The 19,450-nt window shown below is 42.9% G+C and carries 22 protein-coding genes; 9 read left to right on the top strand and 13 right to left on the bottom strand.

Translation table 11 applies throughout. The annotated features are described in order from the left end of the window. Positions 1 to 161 precede the first annotated feature (161 nt). Complete coding sequence (locus tag IWX76_RS13620; protein ID WP_196860514.1) at positions 162 to 2,696, bottom strand: phosphocholine-specific phospholipase C; 2,535 nt, start codon at positions 2,694 to 2,696, stop codon at positions 162 to 164. A 247-nt stretch (positions 2,697 to 2,943) separates the two neighbouring features. Here IWX76_RS13620 and IWX76_RS13615 point away from each other — a divergent pair, with 247 nt between their 5' ends. After that, positions 2,944 to 4,194 (top strand): chloride channel protein, encoded by a 1,251-nt coding sequence (locus tag IWX76_RS13615; protein ID WP_196860513.1) that lies wholly within the window; start codon positions 2,944 to 2,946, stop codon positions 4,192 to 4,194. Positions 4,195 to 4,269: 75 nt separating this feature from the next. Beyond that, positions 4,270 to 4,806, top strand: a complete 537-nt coding sequence (locus tag IWX76_RS13610; protein WP_196860512.1) for a pyridoxamine 5'-phosphate oxidase family protein — start codon at positions 4,270 to 4,272, stop codon at positions 4,804 to 4,806. A gap of 11 nt (positions 4,807 to 4,817) precedes the next feature. On the opposite strand, the gene IWX76_RS13605 is transcribed toward IWX76_RS13610, so the two are convergent. Then, a complete protein-coding gene (locus IWX76_RS13605) occupies positions 4,818 to 5,015 on the bottom strand; it encodes a hypothetical protein (protein WP_196860511.1) in 198 nt (65 codons plus the stop codon). 321 nt (positions 5,016 to 5,336) lie between these two features. Here IWX76_RS13605 and IWX76_RS13600 point away from each other — a divergent pair, with 321 nt between their 5' ends. Then, positions 5,337 to 5,528, top strand: a complete 192-nt coding sequence (locus IWX76_RS13600) for a hypothetical protein (protein ID WP_196860510.1) — start codon at positions 5,337 to 5,339, stop codon at positions 5,526 to 5,528. A 1-nt stretch (position 5,529) separates the two neighbouring features. Further along, positions 5,530 to 5,724 (top strand): hypothetical protein, encoded by a 195-nt coding sequence (locus IWX76_RS13595; RefSeq protein WP_196860509.1) that lies wholly within the window; start codon positions 5,530 to 5,532, stop codon positions 5,722 to 5,724. Here IWX76_RS13595 and IWX76_RS13590 read toward each other — a convergent pair. The 4 genes from IWX76_RS13590 to IWX76_RS13575 form a co-directional block, all read right to left on the bottom strand. Beyond that, entirely contained in the window at positions 5,721 to 6,530 is an 810-nt protein-coding gene (locus tag IWX76_RS13590) for a DUF4249 domain-containing protein (RefSeq protein ID WP_196860508.1), read from the bottom strand. The genes IWX76_RS13595 and IWX76_RS13590 overlap by 4 nt on opposite strands. 2 nt (positions 6,531 to 6,532) lie before the next feature. Continuing rightward, the gene (locus tag IWX76_RS13585) at positions 6,533 to 8,860 is read right to left on the bottom strand and encodes a TonB-dependent receptor (protein WP_196860507.1); all 2,328 of its coding nucleotides are present in this window, start codon (positions 8,858 to 8,860) and stop codon (positions 6,533 to 6,535) included. Between the two features lie 66 nt (positions 8,861 to 8,926). Next, complete coding sequence (locus IWX76_RS13580) at positions 8,927 to 9,754, bottom strand: aminotransferase class IV (RefSeq protein WP_196860506.1); 828 nt, start codon at positions 9,752 to 9,754, stop codon at positions 8,927 to 8,929. After that, on the bottom strand, positions 9,735 to 10,847 hold the full coding sequence (locus IWX76_RS13575) for a DmpA family aminopeptidase (RefSeq protein ID WP_334642012.1): 1,113 nt from the start codon (positions 10,845 to 10,847) through the stop codon (positions 9,735 to 9,737). Before IWX76_RS13575 ends, IWX76_RS13580 begins: the two co-directional genes overlap by 20 nt. A 257-nt stretch (positions 10,848 to 11,104) precedes the next feature. Here IWX76_RS13575 and IWX76_RS13570 point away from each other — a divergent pair, with 257 nt between their 5' ends. The 4 genes from IWX76_RS13570 (at position 11,105) to IWX76_RS13555 (ending at position 15,825) form a co-directional block, all read left to right on the top strand. After that, positions 11,105 to 11,251 carry a hypothetical protein gene (locus IWX76_RS13570; RefSeq protein ID WP_196860504.1) on the top strand — a complete coding sequence of 49 codons (147 nt, stop codon included), beginning with the start codon at positions 11,105 to 11,107 and terminating at the stop codon, positions 11,249 to 11,251. A 175-nt stretch (positions 11,252 to 11,426) separates the two neighbouring features. Further along, entirely contained in the window at positions 11,427 to 14,096 is a 2,670-nt protein-coding gene (locus IWX76_RS13565) for a glycoside hydrolase family 78 protein (protein ID WP_196860503.1), read from the top strand. A gap of 101 nt (positions 14,097 to 14,197) precedes the next feature. Beyond that, complete coding sequence (locus IWX76_RS13560; protein WP_196860502.1) at positions 14,198 to 14,641, top strand: VOC family protein; 444 nt, start codon at positions 14,198 to 14,200, stop codon at positions 14,639 to 14,641. Positions 14,642 to 14,673: 32 nt separating this feature from the next. Then, positions 14,674 to 15,825, top strand: coding sequence for a serine hydrolase domain-containing protein (locus IWX76_RS13555; protein ID WP_196860501.1), 1,152 nt, complete (start codon positions 14,674 to 14,676; stop codon positions 15,823 to 15,825). Between the two features lie 3 nt (positions 15,826 to 15,828). On the opposite strand, the gene IWX76_RS13550 is transcribed toward IWX76_RS13555, so the two are convergent. The 4 genes from IWX76_RS13550 to IWX76_RS13535 form a co-directional block, all read right to left on the bottom strand. Next, positions 15,829 to 16,281: a hypothetical protein gene (locus IWX76_RS13550; protein ID WP_196860500.1), complete on the bottom strand. Its 453-nt coding sequence runs from the start codon at positions 16,279 to 16,281 to the stop codon at positions 15,829 to 15,831. Next, on the bottom strand, positions 16,282 to 16,635 hold the full coding sequence (locus IWX76_RS13545) for a DUF6152 family protein (RefSeq protein WP_196860499.1): 354 nt from the start codon (positions 16,633 to 16,635) through the stop codon (positions 16,282 to 16,284). An 85-nt stretch (positions 16,636 to 16,720) separates the two neighbouring features. After that, entirely contained in the window at positions 16,721 to 17,107 is a 387-nt protein-coding gene (locus IWX76_RS13540; protein ID WP_196860498.1) for a VOC family protein, read from the bottom strand. A gap of 26 nt (positions 17,108 to 17,133) precedes the next feature. Beyond that, the gene (locus IWX76_RS13535) at positions 17,134 to 17,832 is read right to left on the bottom strand and encodes a zinc metallopeptidase (RefSeq protein ID WP_196860497.1); all 699 of its coding nucleotides are present in this window, start codon (positions 17,830 to 17,832) and stop codon (positions 17,134 to 17,136) included. Positions 17,833 to 18,056: 224 nt separating this feature from the next. Here IWX76_RS13535 and IWX76_RS13530 point away from each other — a divergent pair, with 224 nt between their 5' ends. Further along, positions 18,057 to 18,290, top strand: a complete 234-nt coding sequence (locus tag IWX76_RS13530) for a zf-TFIIB domain-containing protein (protein WP_442952258.1) — start codon at positions 18,057 to 18,059, stop codon at positions 18,288 to 18,290. On the opposite strand, the gene mnhG is transcribed toward IWX76_RS13530, so the two are convergent. From mnhG to IWX76_RS13515, 3 genes are read right to left on the bottom strand one after another with little or no spacing between them, the layout of a single operon-like run. Then, positions 18,287 to 18,706: a monovalent cation/H(+) antiporter subunit G gene (gene mnhG, locus IWX76_RS13525; RefSeq protein ID WP_196860495.1), complete on the bottom strand. Its 420-nt coding sequence runs from the start codon at positions 18,704 to 18,706 to the stop codon at positions 18,287 to 18,289. The genes IWX76_RS13530 and mnhG overlap by 4 nt on opposite strands. Then, entirely contained in the window at positions 18,703 to 18,975 is a 273-nt protein-coding gene (locus IWX76_RS13520; protein ID WP_196860494.1) for a monovalent cation/H+ antiporter complex subunit F, read from the bottom strand. Before IWX76_RS13520 ends, mnhG begins: the two co-directional genes overlap by 4 nt. Continuing rightward, on the bottom strand, positions 18,972 to 19,430 hold the full coding sequence (locus tag IWX76_RS13515) for a Na+/H+ antiporter subunit E (protein ID WP_334641929.1): 459 nt from the start codon (positions 19,428 to 19,430) through the stop codon (positions 18,972 to 18,974). Before IWX76_RS13515 ends, IWX76_RS13520 begins: the two co-directional genes overlap by 4 nt. Positions 19,431 to 19,450 lie beyond the last annotated feature (20 nt).

The raw sequence follows: 19,450 nt of genomic DNA, 5'->3' as shown, positions 1-19,450 counted from the left end.
GCTTGATTCAGCGCTCTGCAGGGTTGCAGATAAGAGCGAACCCGCGGCGCTTCAGACACATCTTTAGTACGGACATTGTACGGGGTTTCCCGTACGATGTCCGTACTATAGCCGTATCAGTGCCGTCGAACCCCCGGTCTAACCTGCAACCTCATGCAAGCTCAGGAGGAGGATTCAGTTCGTCCTTTCATACGATACCTGCCCATTACCGGATCAGAAATGCTGTCTTTGCCCGTCTCTATTCTGCCTGCATATTGCTGACTAAAAGACGTATTTCCTTTAATAGCGACCGTAAAATCATACCAGCCATGTGATTTAACAGGATCTAACAGGTAGCGAAAGGTATTACCCCCATGAATGGTTAGGGTTTCTAGCGCTAACCCATAAGAATTGTCGGTTAATGTTATAATTTGATCTTGCGGAGAAAGGATAATGATCTCGATGCTGCCAGAGGCCTTTTTACGGCTTAACATTTCCGCTGTTACCTTTACCGTTAAGGGTAGTGTGCTTTTTGTTCCCTTGAATGATCTAAAAAAACCATTGGCACCATAACACTGCAATTCATAGGTATCGGTCATGAAATCCTCAAGCGCCCAATGGTACTCGATCTGGTCGCCCGGCAGCACGCAGAAATTCCATTGATTCATCTCCACTTCTTCCTTTTCACCTGCTTTCTGCAGGTTAAATTTTCCTATAACATACACCTGGAAGGTGCCAGCAGCACTTTTGCTGCCGAACAGCGACTTGCCGGCGCTAAACTGTATTTCTAGACGGCCATCTTTGGAAGGGACTAGGTTAACCTCATGTTGGTAAGGTAAGGCATTAGCGAATTTAACACCAGGTTCTTGTGCAGGTATGAAAGGACTAGAATCTCCGGTTTTTTTCACTTGCTCCAGTTCTTCTGCCGAGATGGCCGTAAAGTTACCCGGCAGGGGTTTAAACTTTGCGTGATAAATACTTTCTATAAATTGATTCCTGTCGAAGTGCAAGTTTGGAATAGGTGTGTCATCGGTAGGGCGAAACACCGAGCTGAGGTCTCCACACACACTTCTTCTCCAGGAGCTGATATTGGTCTCCTTAACTTCCTTACCTGTTTTTGCTTCTATAAAATGCTCCAGGAACTGCAGGCAGGAGGTATGATCGAAAATCTGGGAGTTCACATAACCACCCCTTGTCCATGGGGATGCAACGACCATAGGGACCCGGAATCCCAGGCCAATGGGGCTATCGGCTTGAACGTTTTGTGGCTTCTCGGGATCAAGTACGGAAAATTCTGTTTCTGTATCGATCCCTGATGAGGTTTTTCCACTATAGGGTCTTTTAGGGTGTGGGGGTACAAATGGCGACTGGTGGTCAAAATATCCATCGTTTTCATCGTAGGTGAGGATGAAAATTGTCTTTTTCCACACTTCCTCATTTTTGGTCAGGATATCCAGGGCTTCTGCAATGTACCAGGCTCCATGCCATGGCGATCCCGGGTGATCAGAAAAGCGGCTGGGTGCCACCAGCCAGGAAACCATGGGCAATTTTCCGGTATTCACATCTTCGCGAAACTGGTGTAAAACATCACCTTTAGGCACCACCATCTCACGTAGGATACCATTGTCCTGATAAGTAATGTTTTCCACCTTATGGTAAGCTGGATCTGCTTCATTGGTCACAAAGGCACGCTCGTGTATGCGTTTCTGAAAGTCGCTAAGGGCATTAAAACCTTTTTTGCTCCAGGTTTCCAACCCCTCTTTTGCCAGTACTAACTTTTCCTTCATCGATTCCAGCAATTTTATATCTTCATCGCTTTTTTGCGGTATCGCTTCAACACGTTTTATTTCTGAAGGCAATGCTTCCACCTCTCTTTGTAAATAAGCGGTATGGGCAGGGTGGAACCTCACCTGGTATTGTTTAAAAAATTCAAGACTATTATCTGTAAAGTTGGCCAGCCAGTCCGTTTGATCGTCATTAAATCCAACGGGTAAGCTCAGTTCGTTCTGGTAAACCTTCCAGGGTATCTGGGCTTCCTCCAGTCGTTCAGGAAAGGTTTTCCAGCCTACGTTTTTATAATCTATTTGGCTATTGTATACATGTGGAAGCGATTTTGCATCGTGTGGGTCTTCCTTAATCGAGCCCGAAAAGAAGAACGTACGGTTGGAACTGGTGCCAGTTAGCGCAGAACAAAAATGCTGATCGCAAACTGTAAAAGCATCAGCCATGGCATAATAGAAGGGGATGTCCTTCCGATCGTAATAACCCATAGTCAAGGGGATATGGGCATATTCGCTTTCAGCTTTTTTGGCCTCCAGCCAGTTGTCCATTTTTCCTTCATTCCTTGCCCCAACCATGTCGCCCCAGGAGTGGGGTAAGGAACCTATCCAGGTTGATCTTGAGTTTTTGATGTCCAGGCGGAATGGCGTAAAGGTTTGTCCGTCTTTATTACTTTGAAACCAAATAGGATTACCGTTTCGCTGGGGCATGGCACGCGGGTCGTTAAAACCACGCACCCCTTTTAATGTGCCAAAAGCATGATCGAATGAACGGTTTTCCTGCATTAAAAAAACCACATGCGCTGCATCTTTATAAGTGCTGCCTGCGGCAGGTTCAATAGACATGGCTTTAAGTAACGATGCTGGGATCACATGGGCAACCGTACTAAGTCCGGCAAATACACTGGCTTTTTTTAAAAAATCTCTTCTTGATTCCATAATGGCTTGGGACTGAGCTTATCAAACAAACACTAATTTAAGACTTAAGTATCGTTTTTTTAAATTTTTAAAAATCATTTAGGCTAAAGTTTAAGAAATTACATAACTGGCGTTAGCTTTTGTCGGCCAAATTTTTACAAAAAACTGCTATAATTCGTAGTGATCCGCCTTATCTTTGCATTTTTATCAGTACATGTCCCCTCAATTGATTTTTTAAGCCTCGCATGTAGCTGAAAATTAATAGATCATGCGTAAAATAATCAGAAGAAAAGCTTATTCAGGCCTCCTATTTAATGTCATTTTTGTAAGCTTATTAGCCTCATTTTTAGCAGCAACGCTAAAACTAATTACAGAACACTACCAAAGCCGGATGTTTGAAAAAACAAGTGAACATTTTGGCTTAGTGCTGTTCTTTCCTTTAATCGGTTTTACGTTTATATTCCTGCTCAGGAAATTCTTTTTCAATAACAAACCCAATAAAGGGATAACTGAGATTTACAATACGCTCGAAAAAAGGAGAAACGAGCTTCCCATTTATAAAATCATATCCCATTATGTGAATGGATTCCTCACGGTTATTTTTGGTGGTTCCACAGGCGTTGAGGTATCCACAGTAGTAGCAACGGCTGCTATAGGTTCTAACGCTTATAAAACAACCGGCCTCGCTTATAAATATAAAACCGAAATTGTTGGTGCTGCTGTGGCCGCAGGTGTGGCTACTTTATTCGGTAGTCCTATTGCAGGTGTATTTTTTGCTATAGAAGCCATTTCCCGCAAATTTTCTATTACCATCCTTCTTTCGGCAATGGTGGCTGTAGTGGTAGCCTCATGTTTTTCTTATTTTACGGGTGCCGAGCCTGTCTTTGACTTGCATCCACAACCATGGTCCTTAGCTGCATTGCCTTATCTGGTGGGTTTGGGTGTTATTGCCGGTCTGGTATCCGTTTACTTTACCAAAGCCTGTTTGTTAATAAAAGGCCGTTTTGCTTTAATCAGTAATAATGTTCACCGCATTGTTCTTGGTTCTGCTATAGTGGGTACGCTGGTATTGTTAATGCCTCAGTTATATGGCGACAGCTACCATACTGTAACCGGTTATTTAGCAGATACGGCAAATATTAATTTCTCTACTTCACTTGTGTGGTTATTACTAGCGTTAATTATTTCCAAGCCACTCATCGCTTCGGTTACCCTTGGTGCAGGTGGTGATGGTGGTGTTTTTGCACCAGGCATTGTTGTAGGCGCCTTTTTAGGTCTGGTCTTCGTTTTAATATCCAATCACTATTTTGGTACACATTTAATTGCCATCAACTTTATGATTGTAGGAATGGCTGCGGTACTTAGTGGTTGTATACATGGCCCCCTCACGGCAATAGCCTTATTCACGAGCTTATCAGGTTCAACCATGGTGCTCATTCCTATTATTATCGGTTGTGTCGTTTCTAAATACATTGCCAAAACCCTTTATCAATACTCGGTATATAGCTATAAAGCATAAGCTTTTGGTCAAACATTGTTTCGGGCCTGCTGTTTATATAAAAATGTTTACAGCTATTCACTAAAAATTAGTCATATGGATTCGATTAACAAAAACCAACCAGAAGATAACTTTAAAAATTTATTTGGCCCTGAGGCTTTAGCAAAAGTAAAAGAGCTTGCCGAGAAGGCTTCTTCCTGTTTTTTCTGCACCAGGAACGATGCAGACGGATTATTTGCCACCCGACCTATGGCACCTGAAAAGATTGATGAAGAAGGAAACTTCTGGTTTCTGAGTGCTGAAGATAGCCACAAGAATAAGGAATTAGGCATGGATCCTACAGCTCAGCTGCTATTTCAGGGATCATCTTATAGTGATTATCTGTCCTTATCTGGCAAAGTGATGATCAGCACAGACAAAGCAAAAATTGCGGAATTATGGGATCCCATGATGAAAACTTGGTTTACCGAAGGTAAGGACGACCCTAGAATCACGGTGTTAAAGTTTATACCTAGTCAGGGATATTACTGGGATACTAAGCACAGCATGGCCGTAGCCCTGGTTAAAAGAGCCTATGGTGCGGTGGTAGGTGAAACTTTCGATGATTCTATTGAAGGCAACATTAAGGTGTAAACCTATTGATATTAATGTTTATCTATCGCCTGACCAATTTTCTGAGCATGTTCATCAGTGAGTAGCTCCACTGGTTTCCAGGCTCCGGCATCGAGGTCGGGCGTAACACGACCAATCGGTATGCCCGCTTCAAATACTTTGTAACTTTGATCTTTTTGTGGTTCGATGGTTAGAACCACGTCGTCTACTGTAATTTCAAAAGGTTCCATAGTCATGAGTTTAGAGATATTTGAGAAATTTTAGGCCTTTTTAGCTTATCTAATGTAAGAAAAATTATCAGATCCTTTGGTTCAAAAGGCGTACGATTTACTAAATTTCCTGTTACAATCAGCGCATTATGGTTTAGACAGCAGGAGTAAGTGGCCTCGTTATTAACTTGGTTGGGTGTATATCTGATGTATATCTGGTAGTACTTTTACCGAACCAGATATAGAGGAGATATAGAGCCCATATAAAGTAGACTACCACAAGTTATCAATCAATCTTAGTGAGAACACAGCCGCCTATTAAATTTATGTTAAATTTGCGGCATGGCTGGTAAAATCGTGCTCATTGTCATCTTTATTTTCGTTGTCCTAACCCTCATCATTAAGTTGCTTGAGGTATTGGATGAAGGTTATACCACCGACAAAATGTTGGTTTGTGTATGGAGTTTAGTTGCCCTGTATTATTGCATCAAGGCCAATAAAGTTCAGGATAACGGACCTTTTAATCACGAATAAAATGTCGGCGAAAAACCTGGAGAACGATTTCATTGAAATTAAAGCTAAATATCAATTTCTGTCCCAGGAAATTGACGATTTACTCGCACAAGATAACGACAACGTGAAGGAAGAGACCGAGTTAAATACGGCCAGGTGCAGAATGATTGTTGCCGCCATACAGGAAATGCAAGAAAAATTACGAAAACTGATTTAGGGCCGCTCGGGTTTTACTGTGGCTTCTAGTACACTCACTGTACAGGCATTAAACACCCCCAGGGCTCCGCCAGAAAAGTTGGTTAAGGGGTTGGCAGGGTTGCTTTTATTCATGGTACTTGTGTTTTCAAACGTCCTGAAATAATCATAAACACCTTTATCAACACCTTGAAGACTTACTTTAATGCGGTCGCCGACTTTAATCCTCAACCGGCCGTGGTTTTCATCAATCAAATAGGTAAGTGCCTGCAACATCCTATTGCCATCAGTAGCCTCATCTGATCTTGCCACCGACCCTGGAATAAATTGGCCGTTCACGTACTGCCTTAACAGGTAGTAATTGCCAACTCCTGCCGGATCTGTGTAAACCGGCACCACATAAATATCATTGTCGCGATAATCGGATACCTGAGTATATAATTGCTCCAGTCGCACATTAATGTTCGGTATTGTTGATGTTGCGGTAAATACACGACCACCTGCTGTAACTTCCAGTTTATAGACATGGCCACGTTTGCCTTTAGTGTGGGCGGTTTTATAAACACCGGCACTGGCCTCCTTAAGTTTTTCGGCAGCACCCTGCGTAAGGTCAAATAAGATGACCATGGCCCCGCTTTCTGCTGTAAATCCATTGATATCATTAAAGTTCCTGGAACGGCTTACGCGAACCTCATAAGGGCCTTCTGCATCGGTAATTTCCCCTTCAATAATGTACATAGCCTCCGAATCATTTAATTTCACCTCAATAATTTTTTCACAGGATAACAAACATATCGCTATCATGAATAGCAGGATGGGGATTTTCATGGTCAAAATTTAAAGTTATAGGATATGGAAGGGACGAACTTGAATAAAGAGGTTTGTACGGCCTGCGTTTTATCGGGATCCAGAGGGTCTTTCCTAAAGCTAATGGAGTAAGCGTTTTCGCGGCCATAAGCATTAAATAAACCAAATGAAAGCGCTGTGCGATAGTGTTTTCGAGGTTTAAACCTGCGTGTGGTGCTTAAATCCAGTCGGTGGTAAGCTGGCATGCGATAGCCATTACGCTCGGCATAATAAAAAGCGACCTGCCCGTCGGCATCATATTTTCCACTTGGGAAGGATACGGCGTGACCAGTGTAATACACAAAACTGGCCGATATATCCCATTGTTGGTTAACATGATACATGCCCACTAAGCTGATGTCGTGACTACGGTCCTGGCGGGCATTATACCAGCCGCCATTATTAATACCCTCTATTTGTACTTCGGTACGGGATAATGTATACCCAAGCCAGCCAGTCCATTTGCCTGCATTTTTCCGTAGTAATATTTCCAGTCCGTAAGCTCTGCCATCGCCATAAAGCAACTGCGGATCTATGGGTTCACTGCTCAATACATTCGCGCCATCCTTATAGTCGATTTGGTGTTGCATTTTTTTATAATACGCTTCCACACTAAGCTGAAAGGTGTTTTTGCGGAGGTTCCGGGCCAAACCCAGGGAAAGCATGTCGGAAATTCCTGGCTTAATATTTAGGTTCGATGACACCCATTTATCGGTTGGATTGCCGGAGCCCGTATTGCTGAGCAGGTGGAGGTATTGGCTGTTCCTGGAATATGCAGCTTTCCAGGAGGATTGGTCGTTGAGTAAATAACTTATGGCCAGTCGCGGTTCAATGTTAACATAGGTTTTAGCACTGGTATGATCATCGTAATAGCTAGTGTTTACAATTTCCTTATCGCCATTCAACGTATAATATGGCTGGTCGCCACCTAGCGCAGCAAAAGTGCTTAGCCGCAGGCCGTATTCTACATGCAATTTTTGGGTTGCTTTCCAGCTGTCAGAAGCATAAACGGCACTTTCCAAACTGTAATTCAGGGGTTTGCTAATTAGAGAGATGTCACCAGCATAGGTTCCTGGGCGCAGTTGGTGATAAATGGCATTTACACCCAGACTTATGGTGTGGCTGTTGTTAGGATAAACTTTGATTTCTTCCTTTAAATTCCAGTCTTTGATCTGCGAGGTAATCTGCCCGTTGATGGATGCCATGTCCAGATCAATATCGTAATCATAATTGCTATAAATCAGCGAGCTGTTAGAAAATACTTTCGGACTAAACTGGTGGTTCCATCGGATGGAGCCGGTTGTATTTCCCCAGGTAATGCCAAATTGTTCGCCAAAGCCAATTTTATCACGCCCCTGGTAGGCGGCAATGTAAAGTCTGTCTTTTGCACCAAGGGTATAATTGGCCTTGAGGTTCAGGTCGTAGAAATACAATTTATTTTCGTTTACCTCTGGATCTGAACTTGCTTTAAGAAACAGGTCGACGTAAGTGCGGCGGCCACTGATGAAAAAGGATCCCTTATCTTTAATAATGGGTCCTTCAAAGCTGAGGCGCGATGAGATGAGGCCGATGCCGCCTTCAGCTTGAAAGCGCTGGTTATTGCCTTCTTTCATGATCACATTCATAACGGAAGACAAACGGCCGCCATATTGGGCAGGCATATTGCCTTTATAAAGTGTTACTTCCTTTAAGGCGTAGGCATTGAAGGTGGAGAAAAAGCCAAGCAAATGGTCGGGATTATAAACAGTGGCTTCATCTAAAATGATCAGGTTCTGGTCGGCAGCACCACCCCTCACAAAGAAACCCCCGTTTCCGTCGCCGGTATTTTTAACACCGGGGAGCAGTTGCAGTGCTTTGATCACATCTTTTTCTCCAAAGATGACGGGAAGTTTATTAATGTCCTCGCGACTGAGTTTTTCTAGTCCCATGGCTGTATTTTTTACCTTGTCGTTGCTGTTTGAAGTAGTAATAAACACTTCATTCAACACATTGCCGGAGGGGCTCAAACTAATGTCCTGTTTGCGGTTGGCATTGAGGTTTACCGTGATCTCCTGTGTCTCATAACCTACATAGGCCACCCTGATGGTGGTTTTTCCTGAACCCAGGCTGAGGGAGTAAAAGCCATAATTGTTGGTGCTGGTAGCCGTATTGTTATCACTGCCTGGCAGCTGTATCGTCACGCCTATCAATGATTCACCGCTTTTGGCGTCTTTCACTTCACCACTCAGACTCCATTTTTCTTGCGAAAAACTTAAGATTGGGTAAAATAAAATAACCAGGCCAAGGACAATCACTGATAAACATTTATACATGGAAGAAATTTGCGTTCCTCAAGTATACCAATATTTTTTAGCGATAACTATAGCCTAATCATTTAGTTAGGCGATCAGTTTATTGAATGCCTCAGCCAGGGCTCGGGTCACTTCGCCAGGTTGTCCGTTGCCTATATGGCGACCGTCGATGCTTGACACTGGCATCACATTTTTCGTAGAACTGGTGACGAATGCTTCTTGAGCTTGTTGTAAGTCGTTAAGGTTAAAGTCTCTTTCTACGATGGTTAGTCCACTGATTTTTAAGTTCAGCAATTGTTTGCGAACCACACCTTTCAGAATTCCTGTGGCGCTGGTGAGCACTTCATGCTGGTGGTTAACCATGAAGAAGTTTGAACGCGGACATTCCCTAAGCATGCCCTGGTCGTGGTAAAGCACGTCGTCGGCATCATGTTGTTTCAGGAGGGGCTGCAACCTAATGGCCATCAGGTAATCGAGTGTTTTTACTTCCGCCAGTTGGCGTTGGTGCGGGTGAGTCATTAAGTGTAGTCCCTGGCTGCTGAATGTTGGGTTTGTAAAAGCTTGCTGGGTGATGATCATATTAGGCTCAGCTATCGTATATCCATCTTCAGCATAACCGCCAGTCAGGGTAATGCGAATGCCAGAATCAAGCAGTTCATTTTTTTCCATTAAGGCCTGTAAAAGCGATTTAAGTTCCTGGCGACTATGCTTAAGGGGTAGGTGCATTTGTGCAGCAGAAAAATAGAAGCGGTCCAGGTGGTCTTCTATAAATACAAACTTCCCGTTAATGGATTTAAAGAAGTCGAATATGCCATAGCCACGTTGAATGGCCAGGTCTGTAATGCCTAAGGATGCGCTTGCGGCAGGAAAGAATTCGCCGTTAACCAGACTGTATTTACTTAATTTTGATTGCATGGTGTTTTTTTAAAATAGGCAATACTTTATCTAAGGGAAGTGCTTCTACCTGGCGTCCTTGTTTTCCGGTCATCGTAACTCCGGCAAACAAGGAATTGATGATGGCTTCTTCCGTGGCTTCAATAGCTGCCATAAATAGAGGAGAGATGTGGTCGTTACTTAAATAAGCGACAGGATTTGCTACTTCTGCAGGTTGATGGGGTATACGAACCGCTGCTGCGGTAGAAAAGGCAATAACGTAATCGCCGCTGCCATTAGAAGCTATGCCACCAGTTTTAGCCAGGCCCATAAAGGCACGTTTGGTCAGTCGTTCGAGGTTCCTGCTATCTAACGGGGCATCTGTAGCTACAATGATCATGCAGGAGCCATCAGCACTGTTCATCAGTTTACTGGAAAAGTCGAACTTACCCAGGGTTTTGCCAACAGGCACCCCATCAATAGTTAACACCCCGCCAAAATTAGTTTGTACCAATACACCCACAGTATAACCACCGAGGCTTTTTGGCAATAAACGCGACGCCGTGCCTATGCCGCCTTTATAGCCGAAACATATGGTTCCTGTTCCGGCACCAACAGCACCTTCTTCAATTGTGTCTGCTTTAGCATGAGTAAGTGCTTCTAATATGTCAGCTTTGGTCACATGCCGCCCCCGGATATCATTCAGGTAGCCATCATTGGTTTCGCCAACCAGTGCATTCACTGATTGTACAGTTTCATTACCTGGTTGTTGTAAGGTATAGTCGATTAGGGCATCAATACCTGTGGCTACATTGAGCGTATTTGTTAATACAATAGGACTTTCCATATGGCCAAGTTCAGTCACCTGCGTACTGCCAGCCAGTTTACCAAAGCCATTTCCTGTAAAGATAGCTGCCGGAACCTTATGTTGGAATATATTGCCATCGTAGGGTAAGATGGCCGTTACACCGGTACGAATGGAATCGCCTTTAATTATGGTCACATGCCCCACTTTAACACCCGATACATCAGTAATGGCATTTCGCTTTCCGGGTGTTAACACGCCTATATGTAAACCAAAATCACGTGCCCTTTTTTGTTGAGCGTAGGCCGGCTGGACGGACAAAAAATGCACAGTTAATAATAGCAAAAGAAAAAAAGAAAGGTTTTTCATAGTGGTGTTTAGCAAGGGCTAAGATAACAAATACTGGAAAATATTGGCCTCCTGCATACCATATGCCATAGAATTTATAGAAGGGCTACTACTGATTTTTTATAGCTATTTTGTCTAAGCGGTTATGATTGCGTAGTTTTATTTAGCAAGTTTATTGTTATTCATAATGATAAGCACTAAAATAGGTTACCGGCTAGGCCATCAAAAGATGAATTTTTATGAGAAACAAATTATTTCAGGCTGTAAAATACATATTCGTTATGCCTTTTTTTTCTATCATTACCAGTGTGTTTGCTCAAAAAAATGCGGTAAAAACGGAGAAAAAATATCTTTCAGGAATAGATAAAGATCAGCGTATCCATTAAAATTTGATTGGCGTGAAAAGCTGATCAATTAAGTCCGCAAGGCAAAAAAAACCAGTTTAGGAACCGCAAAGATCATCAACGTATGTGGGGCGCTACCTTATATTTTGATTTGGCGCAGGATTGAAGTAAGACCAAGCGCCACTTAGGTGCGCAAATTTTTAGTTATACATTTTCTATGAAACCGAACCATTTATTTAGCCTTGTGGCGACTTTAGTCCTACAGTTTTTCCTTTCCTTTTCTGGTGCTGCTGCTTCACAGCCAGTTGACTTAAAATGTGAGCACCTCATCAAACCCATCGGTGTGGACGTTCCTAAACCAAGGCTTTCGTGGCGCATGCGCGATCCTGAGCAAGGCGCCTTACAAACTGCCTACCGTGTATATGTAGGTACAGATTCCCTGCAGGTTGCTCAAGGTAAAGGTGGAGAATGGGATTCGGAAAAGGTATATGCCGACAGCAATTTAATTACCTACAAGGGTAAAACGCTACAGCCTTTTACGCGTTATTTCTGGTCTATTACGCTTTGGAACCAGGCTAAGAAGGAGAGCCGTTCGGTGGTGTCGAGTTTTGAAACGGGCATGATGGGTATGGAGAACTGGAAAGGTAGCTGGATCAGCGACCGTAATGATGTGAATCTGCGGCCTGCTTCGTACTTCAGAAACAAGATAACCACCACTAAAAAAATCCGTTCGGCCAGGGCTTATATTGCCGTGGCCGGTTTATATGAGCTTTACCTAAATGGTGATAAGATAGGCAACCACCGCCTTGATCCCATGTATACCCGTTTCGACAGGCGTACTTTGTATGTGACCTATGACATTACTGCAAACTTGCAACAAGGCCAAAACGCCATCGGCGTGTTATTAGGAAACGGCTGGTATAACCACCAGTCGCTGGCAGTATGGAATTTTGATAAGGCACCATGGCGTGCAAGACCAACGTTTTGCCTGGACATCAGGATAACTTATGAGGATGGAAGTACAGAAGTAAAGGGATCGGGCCTGGACTGGAAGGCAAGTTTAAGTCCGGTTATTTTTAATAGCATTTATACAGCAGAACATTATGATGCCCGACTGGCGCAGCCGGGTTGGAATACGGTAGATTTTGATGATCAACATTGGAAGGGGGTTTCGTATAGGGCGGCGCCATCTCCTCAAATTGTTTCGCAATTGATGCACCCGATCCGTAATGTGGATGAAATACCCGTGAAATCCATGAAGAAGTTTAATGACACCACATACCTGTTTGACCTGGGAAGGAATATTTCGGGGGTGAGTAAAATCAAGGTGAAAGGAGAACGTGGTACGGTGATCAGGCTTCGCCATGCGGAGCGTTTATATGAGAATGGAAGAACCGATTTGAGTAATATTGATGTCTATCACAAACCTATAGACCAACAGGATCCATTCCAGACAGATATTTTTATCCTGGCGGGGAATGGTCTGGAGGAATTTATGCCCAAGTTTAATTACAAGGGTTTCCAATATGTGGAAGTGATGAGCGATAAGCCAATTTCCTTAACAAAGAACAGCCTGACGGGTTATTTTATGCACAGTGATGTGCCGGTTACCGGGAAAATCAATTCATCAAACCCACTGCTGGATAAAATATGGTGGGCCACCAATAATTCCTACCTCTCCAATCTTTTTGGCTACCCGACTGATTGTCCGCAACGCGAAAAAAACGGCTGGACAGGCGATGGTCATTTTGCAATTGAAACGGGTTTATACAACTTCGATGGCATTACGGTATATGAAAAATGGCTGGCCGATCACCGGGATGAACAGCAGCCTAATGGGGTGTTGCCTGATATTATTCCAACCGGCGGCTGGGGTTATGGCACAGCGAATGGTACCGACTGGACCAGCACCATTGCCATTATTCCCTGGGAAATTTATCAGTTTTATGGAGATAGTAAGCTATTGGCGGATAGCTATGAAAACATTAAAAGGTATGTTAACTATGTTAATGGAACGAGTGTAGGTCACTTAACCTCTTTTGGTAGGGGCGACTGGGTACCGGTGAAATCAACATCCAACTTAGAGTATACCTCCTCTGTCTATTTTTACGTGGATGCTACTATTTTGGCCAAAGCGGCAAGATTATTTCATAAAATGGAAGATGCAGCTTATTACCAGCGACTTGCTGATCGAATTAAACAAGCCATAAACGATAAATACCTGCAAAAAGAAACAGCCATATATGCGTCAGGGGTACAAACGGAATTAAGTATGGCTTTGCAATGGGGGCTGGTCCCAGAAGAATTGAGGCTGCGGGTAGCGGAAAACCTGGCCAAAAGGGTGGCTACTGATGGAATGCACCTTGATGTGGGTGTATTGGGTGCTAAAGCAATTTTAAATGCACTGAGTGATCATGGGCAAGCAGAAACCGCCTACCGGCTGGCAGCACAGGATACCTATCCTTCCTGGGGCTGGTGGATTGCTAATGGCGCCACCACTTTGTATGAAAATTGGGATATTAATGCCCCGCGTGATATTTCCATGAACCACATGATGTTTGGAGAAATAGGGGGCTGGTTGTATAAGGGCCTTGGTGGCATTAAAATCGATGAACAACATCCAGGTTTCAAAAATGTACTGTTAAAGCCTAACTTTGTTGCAGGGCTGGATCATTTTGAAGCCACGCATGAAGGGCCCTATGGAACGATCCGCTCCTACTGGAAAAGGAAGAAAAATAAGGTGACCTATGAGGTGACTGTTCCTGCAAATTCTACTGCAACCATTCATTTCCCTGTAAGTGCCGGACAAAAGGTTTTCGATAAAGGGAAGTTAGTAACGTCACCATTACAGGTGCAGAGTGGCAGCTACGTGTTTGAGATTAAATAAACATTGTCGTTTTTACCCCTTAGTTTGTCATGAATACACCACTTGAGCGTCAGTAATCGTGACTAACTTTAGGTATTCAAACCAGGATAAATCCTAATATTATGATAAAAACAGATGTATATTTAAACTTTGACGGTACAACCGAAGAAGCTTTCAATTTTTACAAATCAGTGTTTGGCGGCGAATTCACGTCATTGATGCGTTATAGTGAAATGACGGAAGAAAACATGCCTGGCTGTGATGAAATAAATGAAGCAGATAAAAATAAGTTGATGCACGTGTCTTTACCGATCGATCCAAATACCGTACTGATGGGCACAGACAGTCTGGCTTCGATGGGGCCGCCGTTAATTATGGGAAACAACTTCACCATCAGCCTTTCTTTTGATAGCCAGGAGGAGACGAACCGGTACTTTGAGGCTTTGTCTGCGGGCGGACAGGTCATTATGCCCTTGCAAAAGGTTTTTTGGAGTGAATTATTTGGAATGCTAGTTGATTCTTATGGTGTGCAATGGATGATAAGTTATTACGTTACCCCTGTGTAACCCTGCTTTTTTTAATACTACCCATAGTAAGTATGGCACAGGCTGTTACCTTAAAAAGGATTGACGGCACTGTGATCAGCAGCGATGTGCTTGAAAAGGAGGTCGACTTGTTGATGAGTCAGGCGCAGGTTAAAGGCTTGGAAATAGCCGTATTTAATGATCATCAAGTGGTTTATAAAAAGTCTTTTGGCATCGGTAACGATGCTTTAAAGCCTTTACATCCGGCCATGAATATATATGGTGCTTCTTTAAGTAAGAATTTATTTGCCGTGTTAGCTATGAAATTGGTAGAAGAAGGATTGCTTAACCTGGATAAACCTTTACAGGAATATTTGCCAAAACCCATTTACGATTATACGCCACAAAAGAAGTGGCAGGATGACTACCGTGCCTTGCGAACAGAAAGCCTTTATAAAAATATTACCGCAAGAATGTGCCTGGATCATACAACAGGTTTTCCAAACTGGCGTTGGGACAATCCTGATCAAAAGCTTAACATAGCCTTCCCTCCCGGCAGCAGGTATAGCTATTCTGGTGAGGGCATGGTGTACCTGCAAACGGTATTGGAGAAAATAACTGGTAAATCTTTGGAACAGCTGATGCAGGAAAAGATCTTTGGTCCATTACGGCTGAAGAATTCTGCCTACACCTGGTTGCCGCACTTCGAGGCTGATTATGCGTTGGGTTACAACAAAGAAGGTAAATCTTATGAAAAAGACAAGGATAATGAAGCCCGTGCGGCAAGTACGCTGGAAACGACCCTTGATGATTATGCAATTTTTCTGGAAGCTGTGCTGCAAAATAAACTGATCAGCAGAGAAAGCCGAGACCAAATGTTTAGTCCGCAGATCCGCTTGCGATCGGTCAGTCAGTTTGGGCCAATGTCACGTCAGGATACCAGCGCTAATGATGCCATTTCTTTAAGTTATGGATTAGGTTGGGGCTTGTTGAAATCTCCTCAGGGTTGGGCTGCTTTTAAAGAAGGACATGGCGATGGTTTCCAGCATTATTGTATTATTTTTCCAGATAGTGGTACTGGAATGCTGATCATGTCGAACAGTGATAACGCGGAAAGTATCTTTAAAAAACTGCTGGAATTAGGTATAGCAGATCAATATACACCATGGAAATGGCAGAACTATATTCCATACCAAGTTTCGAGGGTGTATAGCATGCTAAAATAGCGCTTAATAGGCTAATAACCTGCCGCAGGCTATGATAGCAATCCAGGCGAAAATAGACACCAGCGCTGTAAGTTTAACTGGCAGAAGCTGGAAGCGGTGGAACACCAGGGCATTTAGTGCGGCAATGACGAGAAGCAACATTTTGAGCCAGAAGGTAGGGTCTACACCAAGTGTTTCTGCATTGGTAAGAAATAACAGGATGCCAGAAGGGATAACCAGCAAAAGTCCTCTCCTGGAAAGGGGGAGCAGGTAAGCTGACAGGGATGGTAAAGGCAAGTTTTTTGCAAGTCCTAACAGGCGAAGGTCGAAAAATATTGCACCACCTACCAGCATCACAATGCCCAGGATATGGATGATTTCGAGCGCTGGGTACAGCCATAGGGACTGGCGGATGGCAAGCGCCCAAGCTGAGTTTTCGAGGAAACTGAGCAATGGGAGCAGGAACTGATTAAACATTTAGCGCAGTTCGTATTTTTCACCATTGATGAAAAGTCTTTCTGCACGCATTTCGTTTTTAACAGTTTTGTGTGGATAAGCAACAATGCGGAGTTCCGTTCCCTTTTTAATCATATCAGCAGATACTCCACGTGCGGCCATGCGACTAGCGGGGGCCAGGTAGATGGTCCACTGTGCGCCTTTATATTTTACCTTAGCCAGGGCATGGGGGTTTTCATATGTAGATTCTTCAATGACCGTTTTAAAATCATTTACTTTATCCTGGTTATAATTAGACCATCCGTGATGAAAGGGGGCAAAAGCAGCGCTAAGAATAAATAAGATTGCCAGCGATGTATTTCTGATAAAGGCCATATGCTGTGATATTTAAGGTTCACTACATTTAATAACGTCTATTAAATGTAGTGAAAATAACACAAAAAGAAAATCATATTTCTATTTACTTTTGAGTACTTACTGCCCAGTAATTGCCTGCGAAATCCATAAATGCACCGCGGGTGTCAGGGTCGCCTTCTTTGTTTATGGGAAGTTCCACCACTTCACAATTGTTTTCTATGGCTTTTTGAAAGGTGAGCTGGACATCGGGTACATAAAAATGCAGCATGGTTGTATTGGCCGGGTATGTCGATGTACTATCGGCAAGCATCAGCACACTGTCATCCAATAGCAGTTCCATATGTGCAATTTTTCCATCTCCATTTTCATATTTCCTTAATTCTTTTGCATCGAAAATCGTCTTCAGCAAATCGGCTAGTTTATTGGCGCCTTCCACCACAAGATAGGGGGAGAGGGAGTTGTATCCATTAGGTTTAAATGGGATTTTCATATTCTCAAGTGTTTAGCTACATATAATTATTCGCTGTCTCTGCCATTCATAAATAGCAGCAGATAATAAAGCAGGGTAGCCACTGAGCTAATGGCCGCTACCAGGTAGGTGCGTGCAGCCCACTTTAGCGCATCAGCGGCTTTATCATGTTCTACACCTACAGTGATGTGTTTTCTTTCCAGCCATTTCAATGCGCGGTTACTGGCGTCGTATTCTACAGGAAGGGTAATCAGCGTAAAAATGGTGGTGATTGAAAATAAGACAATGCCGATCAGGAAAACAGTTGGATTAGCCCCGCCAATTAAGAAGCCCATGCCTGCAAGGATAATCCATTGAGACAGCTGTGAGCTGATGTTAACTAGTGGAACGATGGCACTGCGGAAGGTTAACATGCTGTATGCGGTTGCATGTTGCACCGCATGGCCACATTCGTGGGCAGCAACGGCCGCTGCAGAAATGCTTCTACCTTCATAAACATCAGGACTCAGATTTACGGTTTTATCTGCAGGATTATAGTGGTCACTCAAATGGCCAGGTGTAGAGATCACCCTAACATCGTAAATGCCATTGTCTGCCAGCATCATCTCGGCAATTTCTCTTCCGCTCATGCGGTTTTGAAGTCCGATCTGGCTGTACGCTGCAAATTTACTTTTCAACTTGTTGCTCACGATAAAGCCTATCAGTAACATAATACCTGCAATCAGGTAATAGCCCATTAATCCCATTTTGTTGTATTTAAGCGTTTATACAAACAAAAATAATAAATGTGAAGAATTTTTTTATCTCTGCCGTGTAAAAGGTGTATCATCTTTAACAGGCATCCTTTGTTAGGTGGAATGTACAAAAAACTGTATCTTAAGCGTTATTAAGGCACTATCAAGTGTATTTAAACTATTGTTCACTAAAACTTTAACAAATGAAATGTCCTTCTTGCAATGAAACCTTGTTGATGACTGAAAAACAAGGTGTTGAAATAGATTATTGTCCGAGCTGTAGAGGAATCTGGCTGGACCGGGGTGAATTGGAAAAAATTATGGACAGTTCTGCCACGCATTATTCCAGTAAAGAAAATTACGACAGAGATTATAAACAATATGGTTATGATCAGCCACGTCAGGATCACGATAAACGATATCCACACAAAAAGAAGAAGTCCTTCCTAAACGACTTTTTTGATTTTTAAATCTTATCAGATGAAGACCCTTCTCCGGAAGGGTTTTTTGTTGATTTACGTTTCAGGGCACTTATCGGTATCACGTCTGCAACAGGAGGTGGCGATGGCTGATTCTTTTTAAGGTCGTCGATGATGGTGCCTTTCCAGGTAGGAATGCCAGTATGGTAAGCGGTCCGACCGATCATGTGTGCAGCTACTGGAGCGGTCAAAATTAAAAAGAAAACAATGGCAATGGCTTTTGTGGTTACCGAAACATCGGGAAAAAAAATAGCAGCACTAACTAACAATAAGCCAATTCCTAATGTGGCTGCTTTTACGGTTACAGAAAGGCGTAGGTAAAAGTCGGGCATCCTTAAAATGCCAATGGAGGCAAATAGAATGGCTAAAGCGCCAATGGTACTGAATATAGCGATCAGAATGTTCATGGTTGTTTATTTTTATCTAAATAGAAGGCAAATGCCACAGTGCCTAAAAAGGCAATCAGCGCGAGGATCATGGCCACATCCAGTAGTACCGCTTGTCCGGAACGAATGCTATAGGCAGTAATTAAACCAATACCGATGGTAATGATCAGGTCGAGGGCAATTACACGATCGGCCACCTCAGGGCCCTTAAAAAGGCGGATAAAAACCAATACAATAGAGATAGTAAGTATTGGAAATATCACATAGTCAAAATATGTATCTAATGTCATCGTAGAATTTCTAATAATCTTCTTTCAAATCCGTTTTTCGTTTGTGCAATAAAGTGTTCTTTATTTTTCAGGTACATGACATGAATAAATAACGATTTTTTATCCTCACTAATATCTATGATTAAAGTGCCCGGAGTCATGGAAATAACTGTCGATAGCAGGTTGATTTCTAAATCTGTTTTGGCATCCATAGGGTATTCGATAATGCCAGGCTTAAAAAAATACTTTGGTGTAATCACATCATAAGCTACAGCAATATTGGCCTTCATCATTTCATACAAAAAGAAAAATACAAAGCCCAAAGTTTTAGGTACCCGATAGAAATAACGTTGATCAAGTTCGTTTCTGTTCATCACCCACATGATGAAAAAACCGAGCAAAAAGCCAAACAGGAAATTTGAATAATACATAGAACCTGTTAGTGCTACCCATATAAAAGATAACAGAAGATTCATTAAAAAGTGTTTAATCATAA

This window comes from Pedobacter sp. CAN_A7 (assembly GCF_015752175.1).
GTDB lineage: Bacteria > Bacteroidota > Bacteroidia > Sphingobacteriales > Sphingobacteriaceae > Pedobacter.
This window is presented reverse-complemented; position numbering and strand designations above follow the sequence as displayed.